General features: G+C 67.0%; 19 protein-coding genes. 8 read left to right on the forward strand and 11 right to left on the reverse strand.

The window, feature by feature from the left end; translation table 11 throughout:
• Window positions 1-181: 181 nt before the first annotated feature.
• The 4 genes from B6S44_RS08470 to B6S44_RS08485 all read right to left on the reverse strand — a co-directional run bounded on the left by B6S44_RS08470 (window position 182) and on the right by B6S44_RS08485 (window position 4,403).
• Window positions 182-1,744, reverse strand: a complete 1,563-nt coding sequence (locus B6S44_RS08470; RefSeq protein ID WP_129156441.1) for an ABC transporter substrate-binding protein — start codon at window positions 1,742-1,744, stop codon at window positions 182-184.
• A gap of 67 nt (window positions 1,745-1,811) precedes the next feature.
• The gene (locus tag B6S44_RS08475; protein ID WP_129156442.1) at window positions 1,812-2,582 is read right to left on the reverse strand and encodes a glycerophosphodiester phosphodiesterase; all 771 of its coding nucleotides are present in this window, start codon (window positions 2,580-2,582) and stop codon (window positions 1,812-1,814) included.
• Between the two features lie 4 nt (window positions 2,583-2,586).
• Window positions 2,587-3,465: an ABC transporter permease gene (locus tag B6S44_RS08480; RefSeq protein ID WP_206735099.1), complete on the reverse strand. Its 879-nt coding sequence runs from the start codon at window positions 3,463-3,465 to the stop codon at window positions 2,587-2,589.
• Window positions 3,462-4,403 (reverse strand): ABC transporter permease, encoded by a 942-nt coding sequence (locus B6S44_RS08485; RefSeq protein ID WP_129156443.1) that lies wholly within the window; start codon window positions 4,401-4,403, stop codon window positions 3,462-3,464. Before B6S44_RS08485 ends, B6S44_RS08480 begins: the two co-directional genes overlap by 4 nt.
• A 304-nt stretch (window positions 4,404-4,707) precedes the next feature.
• Here B6S44_RS08485 and leuA point away from each other — a divergent pair, with 304 nt between their 5' ends.
• From leuA to B6S44_RS08525, 8 genes are all read left to right on the forward strand, one after another.
• Entirely contained in the window at window positions 4,708-6,375 is a 1,668-nt protein-coding gene (gene leuA, locus B6S44_RS08490; protein ID WP_129156618.1) for a 2-isopropylmalate synthase, read from the forward strand.
• Window positions 6,376-6,537: 162 nt separating this feature from the next.
• Window positions 6,538-7,230, forward strand: a complete 693-nt coding sequence (locus B6S44_RS08495) for a protein-L-isoaspartate(D-aspartate) O-methyltransferase (protein ID WP_129156444.1) — start codon at window positions 6,538-6,540, stop codon at window positions 7,228-7,230.
• Between the two features lie 245 nt (window positions 7,231-7,475).
• A complete protein-coding gene (locus tag B6S44_RS08500) occupies window positions 7,476-8,342 on the forward strand; it encodes a sugar phosphate isomerase/epimerase family protein (RefSeq protein WP_129156445.1) in 867 nt (288 codons plus the stop codon).
• Window positions 8,339-9,853: a sugar ABC transporter ATP-binding protein gene (locus tag B6S44_RS08505; protein ID WP_129156446.1), complete on the forward strand. Its 1,515-nt coding sequence runs from the start codon at window positions 8,339-8,341 to the stop codon at window positions 9,851-9,853. The genes B6S44_RS08500 and B6S44_RS08505 overlap by 4 nt, the downstream gene beginning before the upstream one ends.
• Window positions 9,850-10,830 carry an ABC transporter permease gene (locus B6S44_RS08510; protein WP_129156447.1) on the forward strand — a complete coding sequence of 327 codons (981 nt, stop codon included), beginning with the start codon at window positions 9,850-9,852 and terminating at the stop codon, window positions 10,828-10,830. Before B6S44_RS08505 ends, B6S44_RS08510 begins: the two co-directional genes overlap by 4 nt.
• Entirely contained in the window at window positions 10,827-11,810 is a 984-nt protein-coding gene (locus B6S44_RS08515) for an ABC transporter permease (RefSeq protein ID WP_129156448.1), read from the forward strand. Before B6S44_RS08510 ends, B6S44_RS08515 begins: the two co-directional genes overlap by 4 nt.
• A gap of 80 nt (window positions 11,811-11,890) precedes the next feature.
• Window positions 11,891-13,015, forward strand: coding sequence for a substrate-binding domain-containing protein (locus B6S44_RS08520; RefSeq protein ID WP_129156449.1), 1,125 nt, complete (start codon window positions 11,891-11,893; stop codon window positions 13,013-13,015).
• Window positions 13,016-13,164: 149 nt separating this feature from the next.
• Window positions 13,165-14,196, forward strand: a complete 1,032-nt coding sequence (locus B6S44_RS08525) for a LacI family DNA-binding transcriptional regulator (RefSeq protein ID WP_129156450.1) — start codon at window positions 13,165-13,167, stop codon at window positions 14,194-14,196.
• Window positions 14,197-14,198: 2 nt separating this feature from the next.
• Here the strand turns inward: B6S44_RS08525 and B6S44_RS08530 are convergent, their stop codons facing one another.
• The 7 genes from B6S44_RS08530 to B6S44_RS08560 form a co-directional block, all read right to left on the reverse strand.
• Window positions 14,199-16,172 (reverse strand): hybrid sensor histidine kinase/response regulator, encoded by a 1,974-nt coding sequence (locus B6S44_RS08530; RefSeq protein ID WP_129156451.1) that lies wholly within the window; start codon window positions 16,170-16,172, stop codon window positions 14,199-14,201.
• A gap of 65 nt (window positions 16,173-16,237) precedes the next feature.
• Window positions 16,238-17,113, reverse strand: a complete 876-nt coding sequence (locus B6S44_RS08535) for a DMT family transporter (RefSeq protein ID WP_248309499.1) — start codon at window positions 17,111-17,113, stop codon at window positions 16,238-16,240.
• 93 nt (window positions 17,114-17,206) lie between these two features.
• Window positions 17,207-18,496: an ArgE/DapE family deacylase gene (locus B6S44_RS08540; protein WP_129156453.1), complete on the reverse strand. Its 1,290-nt coding sequence runs from the start codon at window positions 18,494-18,496 to the stop codon at window positions 17,207-17,209.
• Window positions 18,497-18,630: 134 nt separating this feature from the next.
• Window positions 18,631-20,238, reverse strand: a complete 1,608-nt coding sequence (locus B6S44_RS08545; RefSeq protein WP_129156454.1) for an ABC transporter ATP-binding protein — start codon at window positions 20,236-20,238, stop codon at window positions 18,631-18,633.
• Window positions 20,238-21,074: an ABC transporter permease gene (locus B6S44_RS08550; RefSeq protein ID WP_129156455.1), complete on the reverse strand. Its 837-nt coding sequence runs from the start codon at window positions 21,072-21,074 to the stop codon at window positions 20,238-20,240. Before B6S44_RS08550 ends, B6S44_RS08545 begins: the two co-directional genes overlap by 1 nt.
• Entirely contained in the window at window positions 21,071-22,048 is a 978-nt protein-coding gene (locus tag B6S44_RS08555) for an ABC transporter permease (RefSeq protein WP_129156456.1), read from the reverse strand. The genes B6S44_RS08550 and B6S44_RS08555 overlap by 4 nt, the downstream gene beginning before the upstream one ends.
• Before the next feature lie 109 nt (window positions 22,049-22,157).
• Entirely contained in the window at window positions 22,158-23,714 is a 1,557-nt protein-coding gene (locus B6S44_RS08560) for an ABC transporter substrate-binding protein (protein WP_129156457.1), read from the reverse strand.
• Window positions 23,715-23,840: the final 126 nt, after the last annotated feature.

Here is a 23,840-nt window from a genome sequence, read left to right on the forward strand (position 1 = left end):
CGTGAGCATTTGTGCCCGCGAAAATGACCCAGCTACGTAACCATCTGATGCACGAATATCGGTAAGCTTTACGCCCCGCAGCGCTCAGCGCGCCGCTGCTGCGTGCTCTTTACCAAACTATGTACGTCAGGGCTGGTGGCATAACACCTGTCGCCCCTTTTTCTTGCCGTTTTCGCGCCGCTCAGCTGCGGGCGAAGGACAGGTTGTCCGGGCGCAGATCCATGAAATAGAAGGTCGTCGGCCGCCAGGCGATCGCCTTCTTGATCGCATAGGCCTCGCTCGGCTGGTAGAGGATCGTCGCCGGCGCCTCATCCTCCCAGATGTCGAGCATCTGCGTGAACAGCGCCTTGCGCCTGGCCGGGTCGACCTCCGCCTCCAGCGCCGTGCCGGCCTTGTTGAAGCCTTCAGCCGAGGTCCAGAACTTCGAGACCTGGTGCTCGCCGGCGGGACCCCAGGCAACCCAGATGGCGCCAAGCGGATCGGGCAGGCGCGTCGAGTTCGACCAGTTGAAGATCTGCGCACCGGCAGCGCGCATCTGGGTCGAGTTCTCGACGACCTGCAGCGAGGCGTTGATGCCGACGGCCTTCCACTGCTCGACCAGGATCTGCGCCGCCTCCAACGCATTGGTGTAGTAGTTCGCCATGGTGCGGTAGACGATCGGCTCGCTCTTGTAGCCCGCCTGCTGCAGCAGCGCCTTGGCCCTGGCCGGATCGTAAGGCAGCTTGCGGCCCTCGACGAACATCTGGCCGTATTCGGGGAAATTGTGGCTCGCCGGCACCTGCGCCGTGCCCTGCCAGAGCGCATCGACAAGCTTCTGCCGGTCGATGGCGCAGTTCAGCGCCTGCCGCACCCGCTTGTCGGACAGGACTTTGTCCTGCTCGTTGTAGGCGAGGACATGGACATTCGCGAGCACGACGGAGCGGACGTCGATGTCCTTGTAGGCGCCGACCACGCTCATCTGGTCCGGCGGGATATTGGTGATCAGGTCATAGTCGCCCGCGACGAGACCGGCGACACGGGCCGCCAGCTCCGGCACGCGCCGGAAGGTGACGCGCCTCGCCGTCGGCTTGCCCATGAAATAGTCGTCGAAGGCTTCCAGCACCGTCGCCTCGGCGGCGGAATGCGAGACGACGCGATAGGGGCCGGTCGCCACGGGCTTGCGCGAATAGGCCTCGAAGCCCATCGCCTCATAGGCGCGCTTGTTGACGATCCAGGCGCACCAGGAGGCGAGGCGCTGTTCCAGCAGCACGTCCCGGACCTTGGTGCGGAAACGCACGGTGTAGCGGTCGATCGGCTCGACGCTGGCGAGGATGCCGAAATAGGGCTTGCCGCCGGGGATCTGGGCCTTGTCGCCCCAGAGGCGTCCGTCGCGGAAGGTGTAGGCGACGTCTTCCGAGGTCAGCTCGTCGCCATTGTGGAACTTGACGCCCTGGCGCAGCGTGACGACCAGCTCCTGCGGCGAGACGCGCTCCCACTTTGTGGCCAGATGCGGCTTCAGCTCGGAGCCGCCGCCATCGGCGGCGCCGAGGAAGTCACGGCGGATCAGCGTGTCGAAGATCGAATAGGTGACGCGCGTGCCGACATTGGAGAGCTCACGCGCCGGCTCCAGCGTCGCCGGCAGATCGGCGACCGCGACGGTGAAGTTCGGGCGCGTCTCGCCAGCAGCGAATGCCTGCGGAGCGGCAAGCAGGGCCGAGGTGGCGGAGGCACCCTCCAGGAAATGGCGGCGGGAAATCGGGATCATGGCATGTCTCGCAGCGATGTCGGCGGCGCTGCCGGTCCGGCTCGCCACGCAATCGCGCTGCCATGCCTCAGCGAGACGACAGGGCCGTGACGGAACGGGTGGACAACAGCTGTCGAGGATCGTCGAGCATCACCGCATCGGGAGCGAGCGACAGGATGCGATCGATCCCGTCGGCATCGATCCGCCCGACCGGAAACGGCGGATAGCCGACTAAGGCGACTGAGCGCGACTGCCCGACCATGACGACGGTTCGCAGACCGACGGCCCGTGCGGCGGCGATGCGCTCGACCGTCGCCTCGCTTTGCCAGAAGCGGAACCAGTTCGCGCCGAGGGCCTTCGCCTGCTCGTGGGAATCCGGGTCCGGGACCAGAGCAAGGATCGCAATCTCCTGCGACAGGACGCGGGCCGCGGGGATGAGGTCGAGCGAGCGCAGACCGAGCAGCACGCGTGTCGTGGCACCGGCTGCCGTGACGGCGTCGAGGATGCGCGGTAGCACGGCCGGGACGGTGAGCTTGATGTCGAGTAGCAATCCGATCGGCGCGGAAGCAGCAATGGCCTCCTCCAACGTCAGCAGGCCGGGCAGGATCTCCCGCAGCTCGGCAAGCTTCGTCTCGGCGACGAGGCGCGGATCGCCGGCGAGGCGCAGGAGGTCGGCATCGTGCAGGCAGACCAGGGCGCCGTCGGCGCTCAGCCGCAGATCGGTCTCGACCATCGCGGCGCCGACGGCCTTGGCCTGCTCGAACGCCTCGACACTGTTCTCTGGCCCAAGCAAGGCCCCGCCGCGATGGGCGATGGCGAGCGGGAGGGGCCCCGTGATCTTGCCGATATCGAAGCTCATGCTCTCAATGCCGCTCGCTGGTCGGATCGAGGCGGTCGCGCAGCCAATCGCCGAACAGGCTCATCGACAGCGTCGTCAGGAAGATGACGAGCCCGGGGAAGACCGCGATCCACCAGGCATTCAGGAGATAGCGCCGGCCCTCGCCGAGCATCAGGCCGAGCGAGGTACCGGGCGGCTGCACGCCGAGGCCGAGGAAGGAGAGCGAGGTCTCGAGCAGGATCGTGCCGGGAAAGTTGAGCGTCGCCTGCACCACGAGGGCGGCGACGATGTTCGGCAGGAGATGGCGCAGGACGACGCGGGAGGTGCGCGCGCCGAGAGCCTCGACCGCGTTGATGTAGTCGCTCTCCTGCTCGGAGGCGACGAGGCCGCGGGCAAGCCGCGTATAGCGGTCCCAGCCGTCGATGCTGACCAGGACGATGAACAGCACGATGTTGTTGCCGAAGAAGGCGAGCATGGTCAGCGCCAGGAACAGCGCCGGGATCGCCGCCTGCGCATCGACCAGCATCATGATCGTCTGGTCGACGATGCCGCGCATCCTGGCGGCGATGAAGCCGAGCAACGTACCGAACACCGCCCCGATCAGCGTGCCCATCACCGCGATCAGGATCGAGGTACGGACCGCGTAGATCATGCGGCTGAGGATGTCGCGGCCGAGCTGATCGGTGCCGAGCCAGTAGGTCATGCCGCCGCTCTGCGTCAGCGGCGGCTTCAGCCGGGCGAGCAGGTTCTGCGTGGTGTAGTGGATCGGCGCCAGCCAGTCGGCCAGGATCGCGACGAGCACGACCAGGACCAGGAAGCCGGCCGAGAGCTTCACCACCGGCGACATGCGGCGACCGCGCGGGCGGGAGGCCGGGGCGCTGCTGAGATCGAGGCTCGCCGTCATGCCGGCTTGCTCGCGCTGCGGGAGAAGCCGCCGAGCCGCGGATCGAGCATGATGTGCAGGATGTCGACCAGGAGATTGGCGGCGACCATCACTACGGTGACCGTCAGGATCACCGCCTGGACCACCGCGAGATCGCGCGTCGAGACGGAATCGACTAAAAGCCGGCCGATACCCGGCCAGGCGAAGATCGTCTCGACCACGGCGCTGCCGGCGAGGATGTGGCCGATCTCGATGCCGATGAACATCAGGAGCGGCACGGCGGCATTGGGCAGGGCATGGCGCAGGATGACCGAGAGCGGCATCACCCCGCGGGCGCGGGCGGCGCGGATGAACGGCTTGCCAAGGACTTCGAGCGTGGCGGTTCGCGCGAAGCGGGCGAGGCGCCCAGCGAGCGGCAGGGCCAGCGTCACCACCGGCAGGATCAGGTGCCAAAGCGTCTCGGAACCCGCCGAGGGCAGCATGCGCAGTTTCAGCGCGAAGAGCAGGATCAGCAGGATGCCGAGGAAGAAGATCGGGATCGCATAGCCGAGCACGGCGATCGCCATGGCGAGCCTATCGACCGCACTGTTGTGGCGCAGCGCCGCCAGGACGCCGAGCGGCAGGCCGATCAGCAGAGCGAGCATGAGCGCGCAGGCGCCCAGCAGCATGGTCTTCGGCAGGGCATCGACGACCGCGGCGAAGGCTGGCCGGTCATCGGCGAAGGAGAGGCCGAAATCGCCCCGAACGACGCTCGCGAGATAGCGCAGATATTGTTCTGCGAGCGGGCGATCGAGCCCCCAGAGCTCGCGGTAATGGGAGCGCACGTCCGGCGGCGTCTCGATCGAGAGCATGATGTCGGCGGGGTCGCCGGCCAGCCGCAGCGCCAGGAACACCGCCGAGACGCAGATCGCGACCGTCAGCAGCGCGCGCAGGACGCGAAAGGCCAGGAAACGCAGCATCGCCGGGGGCTCGTTGATCGAAAGCCGAGCTTGTGCGGATGCTCACGCGACAAACGAATGACAGTTCGTCTTCAACCTGTGCGGTCCGGAAACTGGGTCGGCGTCAGGATTGATCTTCCTCCGCCATGATGGTTATGTCCGACCATGCGATTTCGGTCCGCCATCCGGGGCCTGACCCTTCGACTTAGCCGCCCGGCGCCGTGAGCGCGCCGGGGTTCAAAGGCCTGTCCATCGCATGACGGCGCAGCAAGGTCCCGAGCAGGCCTGACGCCGCATCCTTCGCAAGGGTTGTCCCATGACCACAATGCCGATTTCCAAGTACCGCGCCTATGCGCCGGTCAACCTGCCCGATCGCCGCTGGCCCTCGCAGGTACTGACCAAGGCGCCGATCTGGTGCTCGGTCGATCTGCGCGACGGCAACCAGGCGCTGATCGAGCCGATGGGCGTCGATCGCAAGGACCGCATGTTCAACCTCTTGGTGAAAATGGGGTTCAAGGAGATCGAGGTCGCCTTCCCCGCGGCGTCGCAGACCGATTTCGACTTCGTCCGCTCGATCATCGAGAGCGGAGCGATCCCCGACGACGTCGCGATCCAGGTTCTGACCCAGTGCCGCTCCGAGCTGATCGAGCGCACCTTCGAGGCAGTGAAGGGCGCCAGGAACGTCATCCTGCACTTCTACAACTCGACCTCGACGTTGCAGCGCGACGTCGTCTTCCGCTCCGACCGCAAGGGCATCGTCAAGATCGCGACCGATGCGGCTGCCCAGATCAAGGCGCTGGCCGCGCATGCGCCCGAGACCAATTTCACCTTCGAGTACTCGCCGGAAAGCTTCACCGGCACCGAGCTCGACTACGCGCTCGAGATCTGCGAGGCGGTCAAGGCGGTGATCAAGCCGACGGCGCAGAACAAGCTGATCCTGAACCTGCCGGCGACCGTCGAGATGGCGACGCCCAATGTCTACGCCGACCAGTTCGAATGGTTCGGGCGCAACATCTCCGACCGCGACAGCGTGCTGCTCTCGATCCATCCGCATAATGACCGCGGCACGGCGGTGGCGGCAGCCGAGCTCGCGCTGATGGCCGGCGCCGACCGCGTCGAGGGCACGCTGTTCGGCAATGGCGAGCGCACCGGCAATGTCGACATCGTCACCATGGCGCTGAACCTGTTCACGCAGGGGATCGATCCGGCGCTCGACCTGCGAGATGTCAACGAGATCCGCAGCATCGCCGAATACTGCACGCAGCTGCCGGTGCACGAGCGCCATCCTTACGTCGGCGAGCTCGTCTACACCGCCTTCTCCGGCTCGCATCAGGACGCGATCAAGAAGGGCTTCGACGCGCAGGAGAAGCGCAACGACCCGATCTTCCAGGTGCCCTATCTGCCGATCGACCCCAAGGATGTCGGCCGCGACTACGAGGCGGTGATCCGGATCAACTCGCAATCCGGCAAGGGCGGCATCGCCTATATCCTGCAGGCAGATCACGGCCTCGACCTGCCGCGCCCGCTGCAGATCGAGTTCTCCAGGATCGCGCAGGAGCAGATGGACGAGGAGGGCAAGGAGCTGACCAGCGCCGTGCTCTGGTCCCTGTTCAGCAAGACATATCTCCTCGCCGACGCGCCGCTGGAGCTGATCACGCACAAGACCTTCCCGGACGCGCAGGGCTCGCGGACGCTGACGGCGGAGCTGAAGCAGGACGGCGCGATCCGCACGATCGAGGGTGTCGGCAATGGCCCGATCGATGCCTTCGTCGATGCGCTGAAGACGACCTATGGCGTGGAGTTCTCCTTCCTCGACTATCACGAGCACGCGGTCGGGCGCGGCGCCAACGCAACCGCCGCCTGCTACGTCCAGCTCCAGGCCGAGAAAGGCCGGGTCGTGCACGGCGTCGGCATCGACCCGAATATCGTCATGGCCTCGCTCAAGGCGGTGCTGAGCGGCATGCAACGGGTGATGGCCGGCCAGCAGGGCTGAGCGGCTACAAGCCGTAGCGGCGCGGCGCTGGCGCATTGAGCAGGTCCTGGCCTCGTAGCGCCCGGTTCTCGCGAACCTGCGGCTTGTCCTGACGTTGAATCTCCAGCTGCGGCTTCGCGGGCGACAATTCGTTCCGTAGGGCCACCGCCCGCGGAGGTAGTCATGCCGGAGCCCCCCGATTTCACCCGTGCCCGCCAGCGCATGGTCGAGCAGCAACTCGCCGGCCGCGGAATTCGCGACCGGAAAGTGCTGGACGCGATGCGACTGGTTCCGCGCGAGGCTTTCATCGCGGCCCAGCTCGCAGCATTCGCCTACCAGGATGGCCCGATCCCGATCGGGGAAGGACAGACGCTCTCGCAACCCTATGTCGTCGCCTTGATGCTGGAGGCGGGCGCCATCGCTGCGCAGGACAAGGTACTCGAAATCGGCGCCGGCTCGGGCTACGTAGTGGCTCTGCTCAGCCGCATGGCGCGCAAGGTCTTCGCGATCGAGCGGCACGCCATCTTGGCGGCCCGGGCCACGAAGCGGCTGCAGCAGCTCGGCTGCGACAATGCCAAGATCCTCTGCGCCGACGGGACTGAAGGTTTGCCTGCGGAGGCGCCGTTCGACGCGATCATCGTCTCGGCCGGCAGTCCCCACATTCCCGGCGCCTTGAAGCAACAGCTCGCCATCGACGGGCGGCTCGTCATCCCGGTCGGGCTGAACGGATACGGGCAGGTGCTGACCAAGCTGACGCGGCAGGCCGAAGGCACCTTCGCCAGCGAACGCCTTGCGCCCGTCAGCTTCGTGCCGCTGATCGGCAGGCACGGCTGGGCAGCCGGAAACGAGGAACTTCCGAGTCGGGACGAGAACTAGGCCCGGCCATCTGGGCAAGGCCGCGCTCCGGTGCAGGTTCGCCAGCCGGCTGGCGAACAGCTTGGAAAGTCGCCAGTTGACAGTTTTGCAATCGATTACATAATCCGATCCAGCGCGGTTCCACAGAATGAGCCGCATGAGGGAGGAGTGCCGATCATGTGCATCAGCATCGTCGATCCATCGGCTTTTTCTGGTCACGTGACCGCGCTGCGGTCGCGCTGAGCGCGGTCGCGAAAGCCCTGGCTATGGTCCAGATCGGCTTCAACCTGCTGACGGTCGGCGGCTTCATCGACGAGGCGCATCTACCTTTGTGCGAGCGCATCCGTGAGATCGGCTATGACGGGGTCGAGATTCCGGTCTTCGAAGGCGATGTCGGCCACTATGAGCGCCTCGGCCACCGCCTCGACGAGATCGGCCTTGCCCGCACCATCGTCACCATCGTCGCCGAGGACAGCAACCCGCTATCGCCCGATCCGGCCATCCGCCAAAGGGCACGCGAGCGCCATCGCTGGGCGGTCGACTGCGCCGCAGCGCTCGGCGCGAGCGTCATCGCCGGGCCCTACCATTCTCCAGTCGGCGTCTTCACCGGCGAAGGTCCGCGCGAGGACGAGCTCGCTCATCTCGCCGAAGCGCTGCACGCCATGGCGGATCATGCCGGCAAGGCCGGGATCGCGCTCTCGCTGGAGGCGATCAACCGCTTCGAATGCTACGCGCTGAACACGATGGCAGCGGCGAGCGCACTGCATGCACGGGTCGGGCATCCGAACTTCGGCTACATGTACGACACCTTCCACGCCAATATCGAGGAGCGCGATCCGGTCGGCGCCTATCGCCGCTACGCTCCCGAGATCAACCATATCCACCTCTCGGAGAACGATCGCGGCATCGTCGGGCGTGGCCATGTGCCGTGGGACGAGACGTTCCGCGCCATCCGTGCCACCGGCTACGATAGCTGGCTGACCGTCGAGGCCTTCGGCCGGGCCCTGCCCTCGCTCGCCGCCGCGACGCGGGTCTGGCGCGACCTCTTCCCCGATCTCGACACGCTCCTCACCGAGAGCCACGACTTCATCCGGCGCGGCTGGGCGGAAGCGGCCAAGACAGGTGCCACATGAGCGCCAGTGCGCCGGTCCTTTCAATGCGCCGCATCGGCAAGAGCTTCACCGGCGTGCGGGCGCTCGATGATGTCAGCCTCGACTGCCATGCCTGCGAGGTCCACGCCATCTGCGGCGAGAACGGCGCCGGCAAGTCGACGCTGATGAAGGTGCTCGGCGGCGTCTACCGTCCCGACGAAGGCGATATCCTGCTCGGCGGACAGCCCGTGGCGTTCCGGCACCCGGTCGAGGCGCGCCGGGCCGGCATCAGCATCATCCACCAGGAGCTCAGCCTGCTGCCCGAACGCAGTGTCGCCGACAACATCTTCCTCGGCCTGGAGCCGACCCGCAGCGGCCTGCTCGACCGCGCCGCGATGCAGCAGGGCGCGCGCAAGCTGCTGGAGCGCGTCGGCGCCAGGGTCCATCCGGACGCGCTGGTGAAATCGCTGTCGATCGCCGAGCAGCAACTCGTCGAGATCGCCAAGGCGCTGGCGCTCGATGCCCGCATCATCGTCATGGACGAACCCACCGCCGCGCTGGACGAGCGCGATGCCGGCCGGCTGCTCGAGCTGGTCGGCACGCTCAGGCGCGAGGGCGCGGCGATCCTCTACATCTCCCACCGCATGGCCGAACTGAAGGCGATCGCCGACCGCATCACCGTGCTGAAGGACGGCAAGCTCGTCGCAACGCGCCCTGCCGAGGAGCTGACGCCAACGGCGATCGTCAGGTTGATGGTCGGGCGCGACCTTGCCGACTTCTTTCCGGCCCCCGGCGACCCGGCCAAGGTCGGCCCGAACATCCTGTCGGTGCAAGGCGCGGGCAACGCCATCCTCTCCGACATCGCTCTCGACCTGCGGGCCGGCGAGATCGTCGGCGTCGCCGGGCTCGAAGGCTCGGGCAAGGGTGCGCTCGGGCGTGCCTTGTTCGGCGACGAGCCTTTCACGCGCGGCCGCATGGTTGTCGAGGGCCGCGACGGGCTGATCGGCTCGCCACGCGCCGCGATCGCCGCCGGAATCGGCTTCCTCTCCGACGACCGCAAGAAGGAGGGCATCGCCCCGCAGCAATCGCTGCGCGACAATGTCCTCATGACCCTCCGTGCCTTTGCGCAGCGTCTGCTGCCGCCGGGCTCCGGCGGGATGGCGCGCGCCGCCGCTGACAGGCAGCTGGCGGAGGTCGATGTCCGGGCGGCCGACTTCGCGCAGGAGATCCGCGAGCTTTCCGGCGGCAACCAGCAGAAGGTCGTGATCGGCCGCTGGCTGGCGCGCGATCCCAAGGTCCTAATCTTCCTGGAGCCGACCCGTGGCATCGACGTCGCCGCCAAGGCGGCGATCTACCAGCTGATGCGTGGCCTCGCCGATCGCGGCCGCGCCATCCTGATGATCTCCTCCGACCTGCCGGAGATCATCGGCGTCAGCGACCGCATCCTCGTCATGCATGAAGGCAGCATCGCCGGCGAGCTGAAGCGCGGCGCCAGCGAGGAAGACGTGATGCACCTCGCGCTGGGCACCGATGCGACGGAGGCCGCGGCATGAGCGCGAGCGCCGATATCGCCACCGCCCGCCCGGCGCGCGAAATACCAGTGGCGCCGCTGCTCTTCGCCGGCTCGCTGGCGCTCTATGTCGCGACCGCGCTTGCGACCGGGCAACACGCCTATCTCACCGGCGAGGGCTTTGTCGGCCTGACCCAGCGCATGGTCGCGCTCGGCATCGTCGCGCTCGGGCAGACGCTGGCGATCTTGGTCGGCTCGATCGACCTCTCGGTCGCCAACCTGATCAGCGTCTCGGCCGTACTCGCCTCCTTCATCATGAAGGGCGAGCCGGCCATGATCGCACCAGCCGTGCTGGCAGTGCTGGCGCTGTCGGCGGCAATCGGCCTCGTCAACGGGCTGATCATCGCGAGACTCGACGTCAACCCGCTGATCGCGACGCTCGGCGTCGGGCTGATCCTGCAGGGGCTGCTCTCGGCGAGCTTCACCAATTTCGCCGGCTCGGTTCCAGCAGCCTTCCAGGCCTTCGCCTATGGCCGCATCGGGCCCCTGCCCTGGTCGGTGCTGCTGATGTTCCTGCTCGCGCTCGCGATCTGGCTGATGCTGACCCGCACGCGCTTCGGCGCCCATCTCTACGCCGCCGGTGGCAATCGCGACGGCGCCCGCCTCGCCGGCATCCGCACCGAGCGCGTCGTCGTCGGCGCGCATGTGCTGTGTTCGCTGATGGCCGGTTTGACCGGGCTCTATCTCGCCAGCCGCCTGCGCGCCGGCGCGCCCTGGGTCGGCCGCGACGGCGTCTACGACCTTGAGTCCATCGCCGTCGTGGTGATCGGCGGCACGCTGCTCGCCGGCGGGCGCGGCGGCGTCTGGGGCACGATGGCCGGCGTCTTCCTGTTCGCCACGCTCGACGCCGTCTTCAACATGACCGGCATCGACGCCTTCCCGAAACAGGTTCTGCGCGGCGCGATCGTCATTCTCGCGGTCGCCGTCTATGCGGTGCGCAGCCGGGGGCATGTCGCATGAGCACCGCGGCCGCCCAGTCGGGACCGTCGGCAGCGCTGCGCTTTGCCCGTGGCATCAATGTCGGGGTCGCCGTCTTCCTCGTACTCTACGGCACGATCGCCGTACTGCAGCCTAGCTATTTCGAGGTCGAAGGTGTCCTCAACTTCCTGCGCCGGGCCGCGCCGCTGATCATCCTCGCCTGCGGCCAGCTCTTCGTCATCGCCGGCGGCGGCTTCGATCTGTCGATGGGCTCGCTGGTGACCCTGACCGTGCTCGGCGGCTCGATGCTCGCCGGCGGCAATCCCGACAACACCTGGTGGACGATCGGCGTGCTCTATCTGATCGGACTCGGTGTCGGGCTGGTCAACGGGCTGGTCGTCACCCTGCTCAAGGTGCCCTCGATCATCGCGACGCTCGGCATGCTGCTCTCGCTCAACGGCGCGGCGCTGATGTGGTCGGGCGGGGCGCCGCGCGGCTATCTGCCGGAGAATTTCCGGGCGCTGGGACGCCTCGTCTATCGCGACGTGCCGGTGACCGGGATCATGCCGCTCTCGGTGATCATCCTCATCGTCTTCGTCGCCCTCGCCGCCTGGCTGCTGCACGCGACCGTCTTCGGCCGGCAGGTGCTGGCGGTCGGCGACAATCCGCGCGCGGCCGAGCTTTCCGGCATGCCGGTCGGTGCGACGCGGGTCCTGGTCTTTATCATCTCGGCGCTGTCGGCGGTGACCGCGGGCATCCTGCTCGGCGGCTTCGCCGGGGTCTCGATCGCGGTCGGGCAAGGGCTGGAACTGCAGGCGATCGCCGCCTGCGTCATCGGCGGCGCTCAATTGCTCGGCGGGCGCGCCAGCGTGACCGGTGCCGTCGCCGGCGCGCTCAGCCTGTTCGCCCTGTTCACTTTGCTCAACCTGATGGGCCTGCCGCAGCCGCTGCGCGAAACCGTGCAGGGCCTGATCCTGATCGCCGCGGTGGCGTCGAGCGCCTGGCGCAGCAGGCGCGCGTGACGAACGAATTTTCGGAGCGCGTGATCCCACGCGCTCCGCCAAAGGCCGCCGGCAAGGCGGCGCGATAGAGGGAGGTGACGATGAAGACGCAGATCGGTTTGGTGGCACTGCTGGCAGGCCTGTCGAGCGCCGCGCTCGCGCAGAACTTCAACGATCCGGCCGAGTTCGAGCGCCAGAAGGCGCTGCTCACGGTCGCCCCGCAAGGTCCCGACGGAAAGCCGTGGGAGCAGAATCTCGGCGGCGAGAAGGTCGACACGGCCAAGTACAAGAAGCCCGGCCCCTACAAGCTCTGCTTCTCCAATGCCGGCGTGAACAATCCCTGGCGCGTCGTCGGCTTCACCAACATGCAGGCCGAGGTCGACGCCAACAAGGCCGACATCGCCTCGTTCACCCATGCCGATGCCGAGGGCAAGGACGACAAGCAGATCTCGGACATCAACGCCTTCGTCAACAGCGGCCAGTGCGATGCGCTGATCGTCTCGCCGAACACCACGGCGGCGCTGACGCCGGCGGTCGAGGCGGCCGCGAAGAAGCTGCCCGTCGTGGTCTTCGACCGCGGCGTCGACAGCAAGGCCCCGGTCACCTTCATCAACCCGATCGGCGGCTATGGCTTCGGCATCCAGGGCGCGAGCTTCATCGCCGAGAAAATCCCGGCCGGCGGCGCGGTGCTGGCGCTGCGCATCCTGCCGGGTGTCGACGTGCTGGAGAACCGCTGGGCGGCGGCCGAGCGCATCTTCAAGGAGAAGGGCATCAAGGTCGTCGGCGCCGAGTTCACCAATGGCGACAACGCCAAGACCAAGGCGATCGTCGAGGACTACCTCAACCGCTTCGGCAAGATCGACGGCGTCTGGATGGACGCCGGCGCGACCGCCGTCGCGGCGCTCGAAGCCTTCGAGGATGCGGGCAAGCCCTTTCCGGTGATCAATGGCGAGGACCAGCAGGACTTCCTGCAGAAATGGAAGAAGAACAAGCTCACCGCGATCGCGCCGACCTATCCGACCTATCAGTGGCGCACCCCGGTGATCGCGGCGATCCGCATCCTCAAGGGCGAGCCGGTCGTGGGGCCGACCTGGAAGCTGCCGCAGCCGGCGATCACGGCCGAAAACCTCGACAAGTTCATCAACGACAAGATGCCGCCGCTGCACTACGCGCTCTGCGGCTGCGAGCAGATGGCGAACTATCCGGCCCGCTGGGGCGGCAAGTAACGCGGCCAAGTAACCCGGCAAAGTAACGACGCCGCCGGGCGCCCGCATGATACGGGCGCCCACCCCTGCCCTACCGGCAGCGATTGCGGCATGATGGGCGTTCTGCCTCCTCCTGCCGATTCGCAGTCGCTTTTCCCAGATCATTGGCCTTGCAAGACGCAACCCCAGCCGCTCCAACCATCGCCGAAGTCGCGCGCCTCGCCGGTGTCTCGACGGCGACGGTGTCGCGCACGCTGGCGCAGCCGGACAAGGTCAAGGCGCGCACCCGCGAGCGCGTGCTGGAGGCCGTGAAGGCGACCGGCTTCATCCCCAACGCCCAGGCGCGCAATCTCAGGCTCCAGGCGACGCGCACGGTGATCCTCTTGGTGCGCGACATCAGCAACCCGTTCTATCTCGAAATCTACAAGGGCGTCGAAGAGGCGGCGATCGACGCCGGCTACAAGGTGCTGATGGGCGATGCCCGCGACGATGACGAGCGGATCATGCGCTATGTCGACATGGTGCGCGAGCGTCATGCCGACGGGCTGATCCTGATGGTCGGCCGCTTTCCCGAGGCACTCGCGGCGCGTGGCAGGTTGCCGCCCATCGTGGTCGCGCTGGAGATGCTGCCCGGGCTGAATCTGCCGACGGTCAAAGTCGACAATCACGCTGCGGCGCGTGCCGCGGTCGCCCATCTCGCCCGGCTCGGCCATCGCCGCATCGCCCATATCGCCGGGCCGATGCCCGACCCGATGAGCCTCGACCGCCGCGACGGCTATCTCGCCGGCCTCGCCGATGCCGGTATCACGGCCGATCCGCGGCTCGTCGTCGAGGGCGATTTCGGTCTCACCGCGGGGCGCGCCGCGATCCGAACGCTCGACGCCAGCGGCGTCGACTACACCGCCGTCTTCGCTGCCAGCGACCAGATGGCGGTCGGCGCGATGGGCGAGCTGCGCGCACGTGGGCGCAACGTTCCCGACGACGTCTCGGTCGTCGGCTTCGACGATATCGTGCTGGCGGAGGCGGTCGAACCGCAGCTCACCACCGTGCATCAGCCGCGCCGCGAGATCGGCCAGGCGGCGATGGCGCTCCTGATCGCGCAATTATCGGGACAGGGCGACCGCGCCGACCTCGTGCTGCCGACGCGGCTCATCGAACGCGCCTCGGCCGCGCCGCCGCGCAAAGACGGAAAATCCGGATAGCCTCAGGCCGCTGCAGCCGTAGCGCGTCGTGCCATCGCCCCGGCAACCGCCTTTTCCAGATCCGCCTGCCAGAACGGCTTGCTCAGGCGCAGCACGCCGGCTCCCGCGCCTGCGGGAAGGTCGGCATAGCCGGTGGCGAGGATGACCGGCAGGGCCGGCCAGCGTTCGCCGACTGCTGCGATCAGTTGCGCGCCGGTCATCTGCGGCATGGCATGATCGGTGATCAACAAATCGATCTCATTGCTCTCCAGCACGGAAAGCGCTTCGCGTCCCGAGCTGGCCTCGATGACCTTGTGGCCGAGATCCTCAAGCAGCGCAGTGGTGTTCATCAGCACAAGCGCGTCGTCGTCGACGGCGAGCACGGTGAGCGGGCGCGTCGATGCAGCGTCAACCTTGGCCTCAACGGGCAATCGGGCAGGCTCGGCCGCAGTAGCTGCGGTAGCCGCCGGCAGCCAGATCTCCACGGCCGTACCATGCCCCAGGATGCTGTCGAGCAAAAGCCGTCCCCCGAGCTGCTCGGCCATGCCATGCACCATCGAGAGACCCAACCCCGTGCCTTTGCCGATGCCCTTGGTGGTAAAGAATGGCTCGGTTGCCTGGGCGAGCGTTTTTGCATCCATCCCGCTTCCAGTGTCGGCCACCGAAAGGCGAACATAGTCCCCAGCTGGCAAGCCGCTCCGGTGCCCGCCGCTGACGCGCTCATTGCTACCGCCGATCCGCAGTACGCCGCCCTCCGGCATGGCGTCCCGCGCATTGAAGGCGAGGTTGAGCACGGCGGTTTCGAGCTGGTTCGGATCGGCCGCGGCCATCACGAGATCGGCCGGGAAGTTCGTCTCGATCTGGATCAGCGGCCCCAGCGAGCGCTGCAGCAGGTCGCCCATCTCGGCGACGAGCACGTCGACCGCCACGGGTTGCAACTCGAGCTCCTGCTTGCGGGCGAAGGACAGCATGCGCTGTGTCAGGGAAATTCCTCGGCTCGCCCCCTTGATCGCATTGTCGATCAGGCCGAGCTGGCGCGCGTCGCTGATCTGGCGACGGACGAGTTCGAGGCTGCCCATCACGGCAGTGAGCAAGTTGTTGAAGTCGTGCGCGACGCCGCCGGTGAGCTGTCCCAACGCCTCGATCTTCTGCGCCTGGAACAGCGCCTCGCGCGCCGCGTCGAGCTCAGCCTCCACCTTGCGGCGATCGGTCAGATCGCGGGTGATCTTGGCGAAGCCGATGATCTCACCGGCGTCGTCGCGGATCGGATCCATGACGACATGCGCCCAGAACGCCTCGCCGTTCTTGCGCAGGCGCCAGCCCTCCTTCTCGAAGCTGCCCGTTTCGATCGCGGTCTGCAGAGCGCGCTCGGGCTCGCCGCTGGCCCGGTCCTCCGGCGGGTAGAACAGCGAGAAATGCCGGCCGATGATCTCGTCGGGCAAATAGCCCTTGATCCGCTGTGCACCGGCGTTCCAGTTCGTGACCACGCCGCCGCGATCGATCATGTAGATCGCGTAGTCGGTGACGCCCTGGACCAGCAGGCGGAAACGTTCCTCGCTGCGCCGCAGTGCCTGCTCGGCCTCGCGCCGCTCGGTCAGATCGCGCGTGACCTTGGCGTAGCCGAGCACATGGCCGGTTCCCGGGTTCAGGATCGGATCGATGACGACATGGGCCCAGAAGCGGGTCCCGTCCTTGCGGACGCGCCAGCCTTCCTTCTCGAAGCGGCCCTCCTCCGCGGCCTTGCGCAGGGCGCGTTCCGGCAGGCCGGCGGCGCGATCCTCATCCGTGTAGAAGCGCGAGAAGGATTGGCCGATGATCTCGTGATCCTCATAGCCCTTGAAGCGCCGCGCACCCGGGTTCCAGCTGATCACAATGCCCTGCGGATCGAGCATGTAGATGGCGTAGTCCGTGACCGACTCCACCAGCAGCCGATAGCGCTCGGCGGTCACTGGACCTTCCGCGATGTGATGCACGTTTGGAACCTTGGCGTCTGACATGTCCAACGCGCCGAACGCGGCGCCCTGGAGAAGGTTCCCTGTGGGACAAAGAAAAATGATGGACGTCAGTTCGTCGGTTTCGGCGCGACCAGAATCGCGCCGGAGGCTGCGACCACCAGGATGAGCCCGAGCCAGTCACTCGCAGCCGGGTGCTCTCCCAGCAGCAGAACCGAGCCGAGCGCCCCAACCGCTGGAACCATGAGGGTGCCGAGGCTGGCGATGCCGGCCGGCAGCCGCGCGATCACGGTGAACCAGAGGAAATAGGCGAGCGCCTGCGCGCCGAGGATATGGAAGGTGAGCGCCGCGGCGACCGGCGGCGACAACGCCTTCGGAACCGGCAAGCCTTCGAAGATCAGCATGCCGATGCCAGCCGCCGCGCCGCCGATCAGCAATTGCCAGGCCGCAATCGCCAGCGTCGGCGCCGCGACCGGCCAGCGCTTGGTGACGATGGTGCCCAGCGCCCAGCTGATGCTGGCGAGCAGGGCAAGACCGAGCCCCGGAGAGAACTGGCCCGCCCGGATCAGCGGCAGGCCAAGACAGAGCAATCCGGCAATGCCCAACCCCAAGCCAATCAGCCGCGGGCGGTCGAAGCGCTCGCCCAGCACCGGCCAGGCCATCAGTGTCGCCCAGACCGGCATGGTGAAGGTGAGGATCGCGGCACGCGAGGTCGGCGCCATCAACTGCGCGAAGGCGAGCAGGATGTTGAAGGCGGCGATCGAGAGGATGCCGGCGACGATCAGCCTCGGCCAGTGCGCTGTCGGCACCTTGAGACTGACACCACGCGACAGCGCGACCGCGACCAGAGCGAGGCCGGCGAAGGTCATGCCGCCGGCCCGCAAGGTCCAGGGTGCGATCTCGGTCAGCGAGATCCGGACCGCCGGCCAGTTGAAACCCCAGAGCAGTCCGAGCAGCGGGACGAGCAGGAGCGAGCGAGCGGGCACGGGCGGCATGTCGTGACTATGCGTGAGGGTGCACCTGCGCCGTCATGTCATTTCGGCGCAGGCTCAATGCACGGTAGGCGCGCATCAGCTTCTTCATCCCTCGACCGGCTCGACCCCGCACCATTCGGCGACGAAGAGCGCCATGGTGCCGGTGATGCGCTTCAGCGACGCCAGGCTGACGCGCTCGTCGAAGGCATGGATGTTCTGCGAGATCGGCCCGTAGCAGAGCGCCGGCACCTTGTCGTAGAGCGCGTAGACGCGGGTATCGAGATAGCCGGGGGTCATGAAGCTCTTCAGCGTCTTGCCGGTCGAGCCCTGATGGGCGCGGCCGAGCACGGCTTCCGCCTCGCTGCCGGGCTCGAGCACATAGCCCTCCGACCAGAAGCCGTTGAACACGACCTTGGGCGGGTTGTTCGAGAGAAAACTGTCGGTGCGCGCGAAAGCCAGCACCTTCGCCTCGATGCGCTTGGCGAGCTCGTCGGCGGACATGCCGGGATAGAGCCCGATCCGGCAGTCGACCTTGCACCAGCACGGTACGGAGGAGGCCCAGTCGCCACCCTCGATCTTGCCGATGTTGAGGTTGATCGGATGGGCGACATCCTCGAAATGCGGCCGGCCGATCTTCTCGCGGTTGAGCGCCGCCTCGACCTCGCGCAGCGCGCCGATGACGCGATAGGCCGCATCGATCGCATTCGCCCCGGCCGCCATCTCGCGCACATGCATCGGCACGCCGCGGACCTCGAGCTGGAACCAGAGCACGCCGGTATTGGCGCGCACCAGCATCTCCTCTTCCGGCTCGGGGATCAGCACGGCATCGGCCTCATAGCCGCGCAGATGCGTCATCAGCGCGCCATTGCCGGTCGATTCCTCCTCGACCACCGACTGGACGTAGACGGTCGCCGCCGGCTGCAGGCCGATGCGCCGGAGCGCGTCGAGGCAGAACAGGTTGGCCGCGCCCCCGGCCTTCATGTCAGCACCGCCGCGGCCATAGAGCCAGTCGCCATCGATGACGGGATCGAAGGGCGGGTGCGTCCAGAGCTCGGCCGGGCCGATCGGCACTACGTCGACATGGGCCTGCAGGATCAGCGAGCGCCCTTTCTCCTCGCGCGGATGATGGATGCCGACGACGATCGGCGCTTCCGAATGCGTCTCCGAGAACGGCGCGCCGCCGGGATGGTTGGCGATCGCCTCGCGGTCCATGGCGAAGCGATCCATGGTGAAGCCGCGTGCCTTGAGGGCGCGGAAGACGAAATCCTGGACGGTGTGCTCATCGCCGCGCGTCGAGGGGAAGCGGATCATCTCTTGGGTGAAGGCGACCTGCTCGGCAAAGCCCGCCTCGACGGAGGCGAGGATGCGGTCGCGCAAGGCGGGATCGAGCGGCATGGGACGGGTCTCCGGTAGATCGTAGGGTTACGCCGTCATGCTCGCCCTTGTGGCGAGCATCCACGTCTTGAGCACCGCATTCGACAGGTGAAGACATGGATGGCCGGGACAAGCCCGACCATGACGAGGTGTGCTCACCGCCCGAACCGCTCGCCGCCCGGGACGGCGGCGAGCAATTGGCGGGTGTAGGCGTGCTGGGGGGCGGCAAAGAGCGCGGCGGTCGGGCCGCTCTCGACGATCCTGCCGCGCTGCATCACCGCGATCTTGTCGCAGATCTGCGCGGCGACGCGCAGGTCATGGGTGACGAACAGGATGGCGAGGCCGAGCCGCTGCTGGATGTCCTTGATCAGCGTCAGGATCTGCGCCTGCACGGAGACGTCGAGCGCCGAGACGGCTTCGTCGGCGACGAGCACGTCGGGTTCGAGCGCAAGGGCCCGGGCGATGCCGATGCGCTGGCGCTGGCCGCCGGAGAATTCGTGAGGATAGCGATCGATCGCATTGGCGGAGAGGCCGACCAGCTCCAGCAGCTCCTTCGCCCGCGCCAGCGCGTCCTTGCGCGATACGCCATGCGCGACCGGGCCGTCCGAAATGATCCGGCCGACGGTCTGGCGTGGATTGAGCGAGGCGAACGGGTCCTGGAAGACCATCTGGATGCGCTTGCGGTGCGGGCGCAACGCCGCGACGCTGAGGTCGGTGATGGTGAGATCACCGAGAGTGATGCGGCCTGAATCCGGCTCGATCAGGCGCAGGCAGCAGCGCCCGACCGTCGACTTGCCCGAACCGGACTCGCCGACGAGTCCGAGCGTCTCGCCCCTGGCCAGCGTGAAGCTGACATCGTCGGCGGCCCTGACTTCGCGGCCGGGACGGAAGAAGGCGCGCTTGCGATAGACCTTGCCCAAGTTCTCGACGGTGAGCACCGGCTTGCTTTCCGGCAGCGCCGGCCGCTCCGGCGGCGTCAGCGACGGCACGGCGGCGAGCAGTTTCTGCGTATAGGGATGGCGCGGCGAACCCAGCACCTGGTCGACCGTGCCCTCCTCGACCAGCACGCCCTTCTCCAGCACGGCGATCCGGTCGGCGATCTCGGCGACGACACCCATGTCGTGGGTGATGAACAGCACGGCCGTGCCGTGCTTGTGACGGAGATTGTCGAGCAGCTTGAGGATCTGCGCCTGCGTGGTCACGTCGAGCGCGGTCGTCGGCTCGTCGGCGATCAGCAGCTTCGGTTCGAGCGCCAGCGCCATCGCGATCATCACGCGTTGGCGCTGGCCGCCGGAGAGTTCGTGAGGATAGGCGCGCGCCAATCGCTCGGGCTCGGGCAGGCCGACCTCGGTCAGCAGCGCGACGGCTCTCGCATAACGCTCCGGCTTGCTGAGCAGCCGATGCGCCTCGAAGGTCTCGACGATCTGGTCGGCGACCCGCATGACCGGATTGAGCGAAGTCATCGGCTCCTGGAAGATCATGCCGACCTCGCGGCCGCGCACGTCCTGCATCGCGTCTTCCGACAGCGCCAGCAGGTCGCGGCCGGCAAGTTTGATCGCGCCAGCGACCGGCTTCACCGCCCTGGGCAGGAGGCCCATCACCGCATGGGCGATCATCGACTTGCCGGAGCCGGACTCGCCGACGACGCAGAGCGTCTCGCCGGGCGCAATGCTGAGCGTCACATTCTCGACGGCAAAGGGACGATCAGCCAGCGACGGCAGAGCGAGCTTCAGGCCTTCGATTGCGAGAACGGGAGCGGCCATCATTCCCTCTCCCGGGCAAGGCGCGGGTTCAGCGCGTCGTTCAGGCCCTCGCCGGCGAGGTTGAGCGCCAGCACCGTCAGGAAAATCGCGACGCCGGGGAAGAAGCTGATCCACCAGGCATCGAGCAGGCGCGTGCGCCCGGCGCCGACCATGTAGCCCCAGCTCATCAGATTGGGATCGCCGAGGCCGAGGAAGGAGAGCGAGGATTCGAGCAGAATCGCCGAGCCGATCATCAGCGAGCCCATCACGATGATCGGCGCGATCGTGTTGGGCAGGACCTGGCTCCAGATGATGCGCGCGGTCGGCTGGCCGATGGTGATCGCGGCCTGGACGTATTCGCGCGTCTTCAGCGAGAGCACCTCGCCTCGCACCAATCGCGCCACCGGCGGCCAACTGACCACGCCGATGGCGAGCACGATCGAGCCGAGCTTGGGCTGCAGGATCGCGACCAGGACGATGGCGAGCGCGAAAGAGGGAATGGTCTGGAAGAACTCGGTGAAGCGCATCAGCGCGTCGTCGATGAAGCCGCCAGCATAGCCGGCGACGGCGCCGAGCGGCACGCCGATCAGCAGCGCGACCAGCGTCGAGACCAGACCGATCGTCAGCGAGACGCGGGCGCCATGGGCGAGGCCCGAGGCGAGGTCGCGGCCGAGCGTGTCGGTGCCGAGCGGGAAGCGCTCCATCACGAAGGGCGCGAGGAAGGGCCGCGCCACCGTCCGCCAGGGCGATTGCGGATAGAGCGAGGGCGCGAGGATGGCGAAGAGCACCACCGCGACCAGGATGAAAAGGCCGATCAGGGCGCCGCGATTGCGGGCGAAGCGCTTGAGGAAGTTCATGACACCGCCTCGATGCGCGGATCGGCCAATCGGTAAACGATATCGGTCAGGATGTTGAAGCCGACGACCATGGCCGAGGAGATGAAGAAGACGCCGAGCAGCACCGAATAATCGCGCTGCACCAAGGCATCGAACATCAGGCGCCCGATGCCCGGCCAGGCGAAGACGGTCTCGGTCAGCACCGCGCCACCGACCAGCTGGCCGGCCTGGAGCCCCGCCAGAGTCACCACCGGCAGGATGGCGTTGCGCGCGACATGGCGGCGCGAGATCACGCCCGGACTGAGGCCCTTGGCGCGGGCGGTCTTGACGAAATCGGCGCCGGCGACTTCGAGCATCGAGGCCCGCATCATCCTCGCGTAGAGCGCGGTGAAGAACAGGCCGAGCGTCAGGGCCGGCAGGACGAGATGGCTGGCGATGTCGAGCGCGCGAGCGAGCCCGCCATAGTTCGCGCCGATGGTCTCGTAGCCGACATTGGGTACCAGGCCGAGCTTCAACGAGAAGACGATCTGGCTCATCAGCGCGACCCAGAACAATGGCGTCGCATAGAAGACCAGCGCCAGCGTCGTGATGACACTGTCCTGCCAGCGGCCGGCACGGCGGGCGGCGAGCGCCCCCATCAGGACGCCCAGACCCAGCGAGACGAGGAAGGCGGCGCCGGTGAGCAGCAGCGTCGCTGGCAGGCGGTCGAGGATCAGGCTCAGCACGCTCTGCTGTTGGCGGTAGCTGAAGCCGAGATCGAAAGTGAGATAGCCCTTGAGATAGACCCAGAGTTGGGTCAGCAGCGGCTGGTCGAGGCCGAAGCGCTCGCGCAACTGGATCAGCAATTGCTCATCGGCGGCGCCGGCCTCGCCGGCCAGCACCTGCGCCGGGTCACCAGGGGCGGCCCGGATCAGGAAGAAGTTCAGCACCGCGATGGCGAAGAGGACGACGATCCCCTTCGCGAGGCGGCCGGCGAGGAATTGCGCGAGGTTCATTCAAATTCCGCTGGCGTCATTCTCGGGCGAAGCGAAGCGCAGACCCGAGAATCTCTTGCAGGAGATGCTCGGGTCGAGCCCGAGCATGACGTGATCCTGTCGGATCACGTCACTCCTTCCAGGCATCACGGAAGCCGTCGTCGACGCCGATGCCGGTGGTGACGAGGTTCTTGACGTTGCAGCGATAGAGGGTCGGGAAATCCATCTCCAGCAGCCAGAGCACCGGCAACTCGTCGGCGAGGACTTTCTGCACCTTGGTGTAGAGGTCCTGGCGCTCCTTGTCGGTCGGCGCAATCGCTGCCTCGGCGAAGAGCTTGTCGACCTCCGGGTTGGAGTAGCCGCCGACATTGGCGAAGGGATTGCCCTTGGCGATGTTCGAGGTGATGTAGCTGCGCGCCACGCCCATGGCGGGGTCGCCGAGCTGGTAGAGGAAGTTGAAGTTGAGGTCGAAGTCCCAGTTGCTGGCCTTCTGGGTCCAGCCGGGCACGTCGGTGTTCTCGACCTGCACCTTGACGCCGACATCCTCGAGGTTCTGCTTGATCGCCTCGGTCCAGCGGGTCCAGGTCTCGCCATAGGGCAGGTTGAGCAGCCGGATCGTCTCGCCCTTGTAGCCGGAGGCCTTGATCAGCTCCTTCGCCTTGGCCGGATCGAAGGCATATTTCGGCACATCGGCCGAATAGAATTTGGTCTTCGACGAGATCGGACCGGTCGGCAGTTTGCCGAGCCCGCCCCAGACCACCTCACGGCCGAATTCGCGGTCGATCGCGTACATCAGCCCCTGGCGGAACTGCTTGTTGCCGAGGACGCCGTTGCGGACATTCGGCGTCAGCCAGGCATGCGGGGCGAACATCTCCCAGCCCTTGGTGGTCATGCAGGTGTTCGGCAGCTTGGAGAGGCGCCCCACGTCGTAGACGTCGACCGAGCCGCCGGTCAGAACGTCGATCTTGCCGGTCTCGTAGGCGACGGCGCGCGCCGCCGCATCCGGGATGATCTGCCAGTAGATCTCGTCGAGGTTCGGCTTGCCCTTCAGCCAGTAGTTCTCGTTCTTGACGAGGTGGATGTAGGAGCCCTTCTTCCACTCCTTCAGCTTGAACGGACCGGTGCCGATCGGCGTGTTGTTGGCCGGGTTGGCGCGATAATCGGTGCCGTCATAGATGTGCTTGGGGATCATCGGCGCTGAGGCGACCTCCTGCGTCATGATCATCGGACCGAAGGGCTGCTTCAGCGTGATCTTCACCGTGAGGTCGTCGACCTTCTCGATCTTCTCGACCTGGGCATTGACGATCGGGCGCCAGCGCGGATGGACCTCGCGCAGGAACTTGTCGAGGGTGAAGACGACATCGTCGGCCGTGAACGGCTTGCCGTCATGCCAGGTCACGCCCTCCTGCAGCTTGAAGGTGTAGACCTTGGCGTCCGGCGAGATCTCCCAGCTCTTGGCGAGCGAGGGCTGCGGCTCAAGCTTCTCGTTATAGCGCAGCAGCGACTCGTAGATATTGCCGGCGACCATGTTGGTCGGGCCGTTCTGGTTGAGCCCCTGCATCAGCATCGGCGGCTCGGGCTGGACGACGACGTGGACCGTGCCGCCCTTCTTCGGTTCCTGCGCCTGCGCCACGCCGAGCGCCAGGACGGAGGCGGCGAGCGCCAGGCCAAATCTCAATCCGGTCATCGTCGTTCTCCATTCCCAGCGCCGGGGTCCGCGGCATGCAGCGGCCCAAGCGTCCCCGTTTTTCATTCACCGGCCAGCTCAGGCGGATCGCACCCGATCGGGCACCCGTTGGCAAGCTCCGTCGCA

Origin of the sequence: Allobosea sp. Tri-44 (assembly GCF_004123845.1) — a bacterium.
GTDB lineage: Bacteria > Pseudomonadota > Alphaproteobacteria > Rhizobiales > Beijerinckiaceae > Allobosea.

What these genes read in the sequence shown, in the direction of transcription:
- B6S44_RS08495 (WP_129156444.1), top strand. Translation starts at nt 6,538, where the DNA reads ATGCCGGAGCCCCCCGATTTCACCCGTGCCCGCCAGCGCATGGTCGAG.
- B6S44_RS08540 (WP_129156453.1), bottom strand. Translation starts at nt 18,496, where the DNA reads ATGCCGCTCGATCCCGCCTTGCGCGACCGCATCCTCGCCTCCGTCGAG.
- B6S44_RS08520 (WP_129156449.1), top strand. Translation starts at nt 11,891, where the DNA reads ATGAAGACGCAGATCGGTTTGGTGGCACTGCTGGCAGGCCTGTCGAGC.
- B6S44_RS08545 (WP_129156454.1), bottom strand. Translation starts at nt 20,238, where the DNA reads ATGGCCGCTCCCGTTCTCGCAATCGAAGGCCTGAAGCTCGCTCTGCCG.
- B6S44_RS08470 (WP_129156441.1), bottom strand. Translation starts at nt 1,744, where the DNA reads ATGATCCCGATTTCCCGCCGCCATTTCCTGGAGGGTGCCTCCGCCACC.
- B6S44_RS08505 (WP_129156446.1), top strand. Translation starts at nt 8,339, where the DNA reads ATGAGCGCCAGTGCGCCGGTCCTTTCAATGCGCCGCATCGGCAAGAGC.
- B6S44_RS08515 (WP_129156448.1), top strand. Translation starts at nt 10,827, where the DNA reads ATGAGCACCGCGGCCGCCCAGTCGGGACCGTCGGCAGCGCTGCGCTTT.
- B6S44_RS08530 (WP_129156451.1), bottom strand. Translation starts at nt 16,172, where the DNA reads ATGTCAGACGCCAAGGTTCCAAACGTGCATCACATCGCGGAAGGTCCA.
- B6S44_RS08560 (WP_129156457.1), bottom strand. Translation starts at nt 23,714, where the DNA reads ATGACCGGATTGAGATTTGGCCTGGCGCTCGCCGCCTCCGTCCTGGCG.
- B6S44_RS08510 (WP_129156447.1), top strand. Translation starts at nt 9,850, where the DNA reads ATGAGCGCGAGCGCCGATATCGCCACCGCCCGCCCGGCGCGCGAAATA.
- B6S44_RS08500 (WP_129156445.1), top strand. Translation starts at nt 7,476, where the DNA reads ATGGTCCAGATCGGCTTCAACCTGCTGACGGTCGGCGGCTTCATCGAC.
- B6S44_RS08555 (WP_129156456.1), bottom strand. Translation starts at nt 22,048, where the DNA reads ATGAACCTCGCGCAATTCCTCGCCGGCCGCCTCGCGAAGGGGATCGTC.
- B6S44_RS08550 (WP_129156455.1), bottom strand. Translation starts at nt 21,074, where the DNA reads ATGAACTTCCTCAAGCGCTTCGCCCGCAATCGCGGCGCCCTGATCGGC.
- leuA (WP_129156618.1), top strand. Translation starts at nt 4,708, where the DNA reads ATGCCGATTTCCAAGTACCGCGCCTATGCGCCGGTCAACCTGCCCGAT.
- B6S44_RS08475 (WP_129156442.1), bottom strand. Translation starts at nt 2,582, where the DNA reads ATGAGCTTCGATATCGGCAAGATCACGGGGCCCCTCCCGCTCGCCATC.
- B6S44_RS08485 (WP_129156443.1), bottom strand. Translation starts at nt 4,403, where the DNA reads ATGCTGCGTTTCCTGGCCTTTCGCGTCCTGCGCGCGCTGCTGACGGTC.
- B6S44_RS08480 (WP_206735099.1), bottom strand. Translation starts at nt 3,465, where the DNA reads ATGACGGCGAGCCTCGATCTCAGCAGCGCCCCGGCCTCCCGCCCGCGC.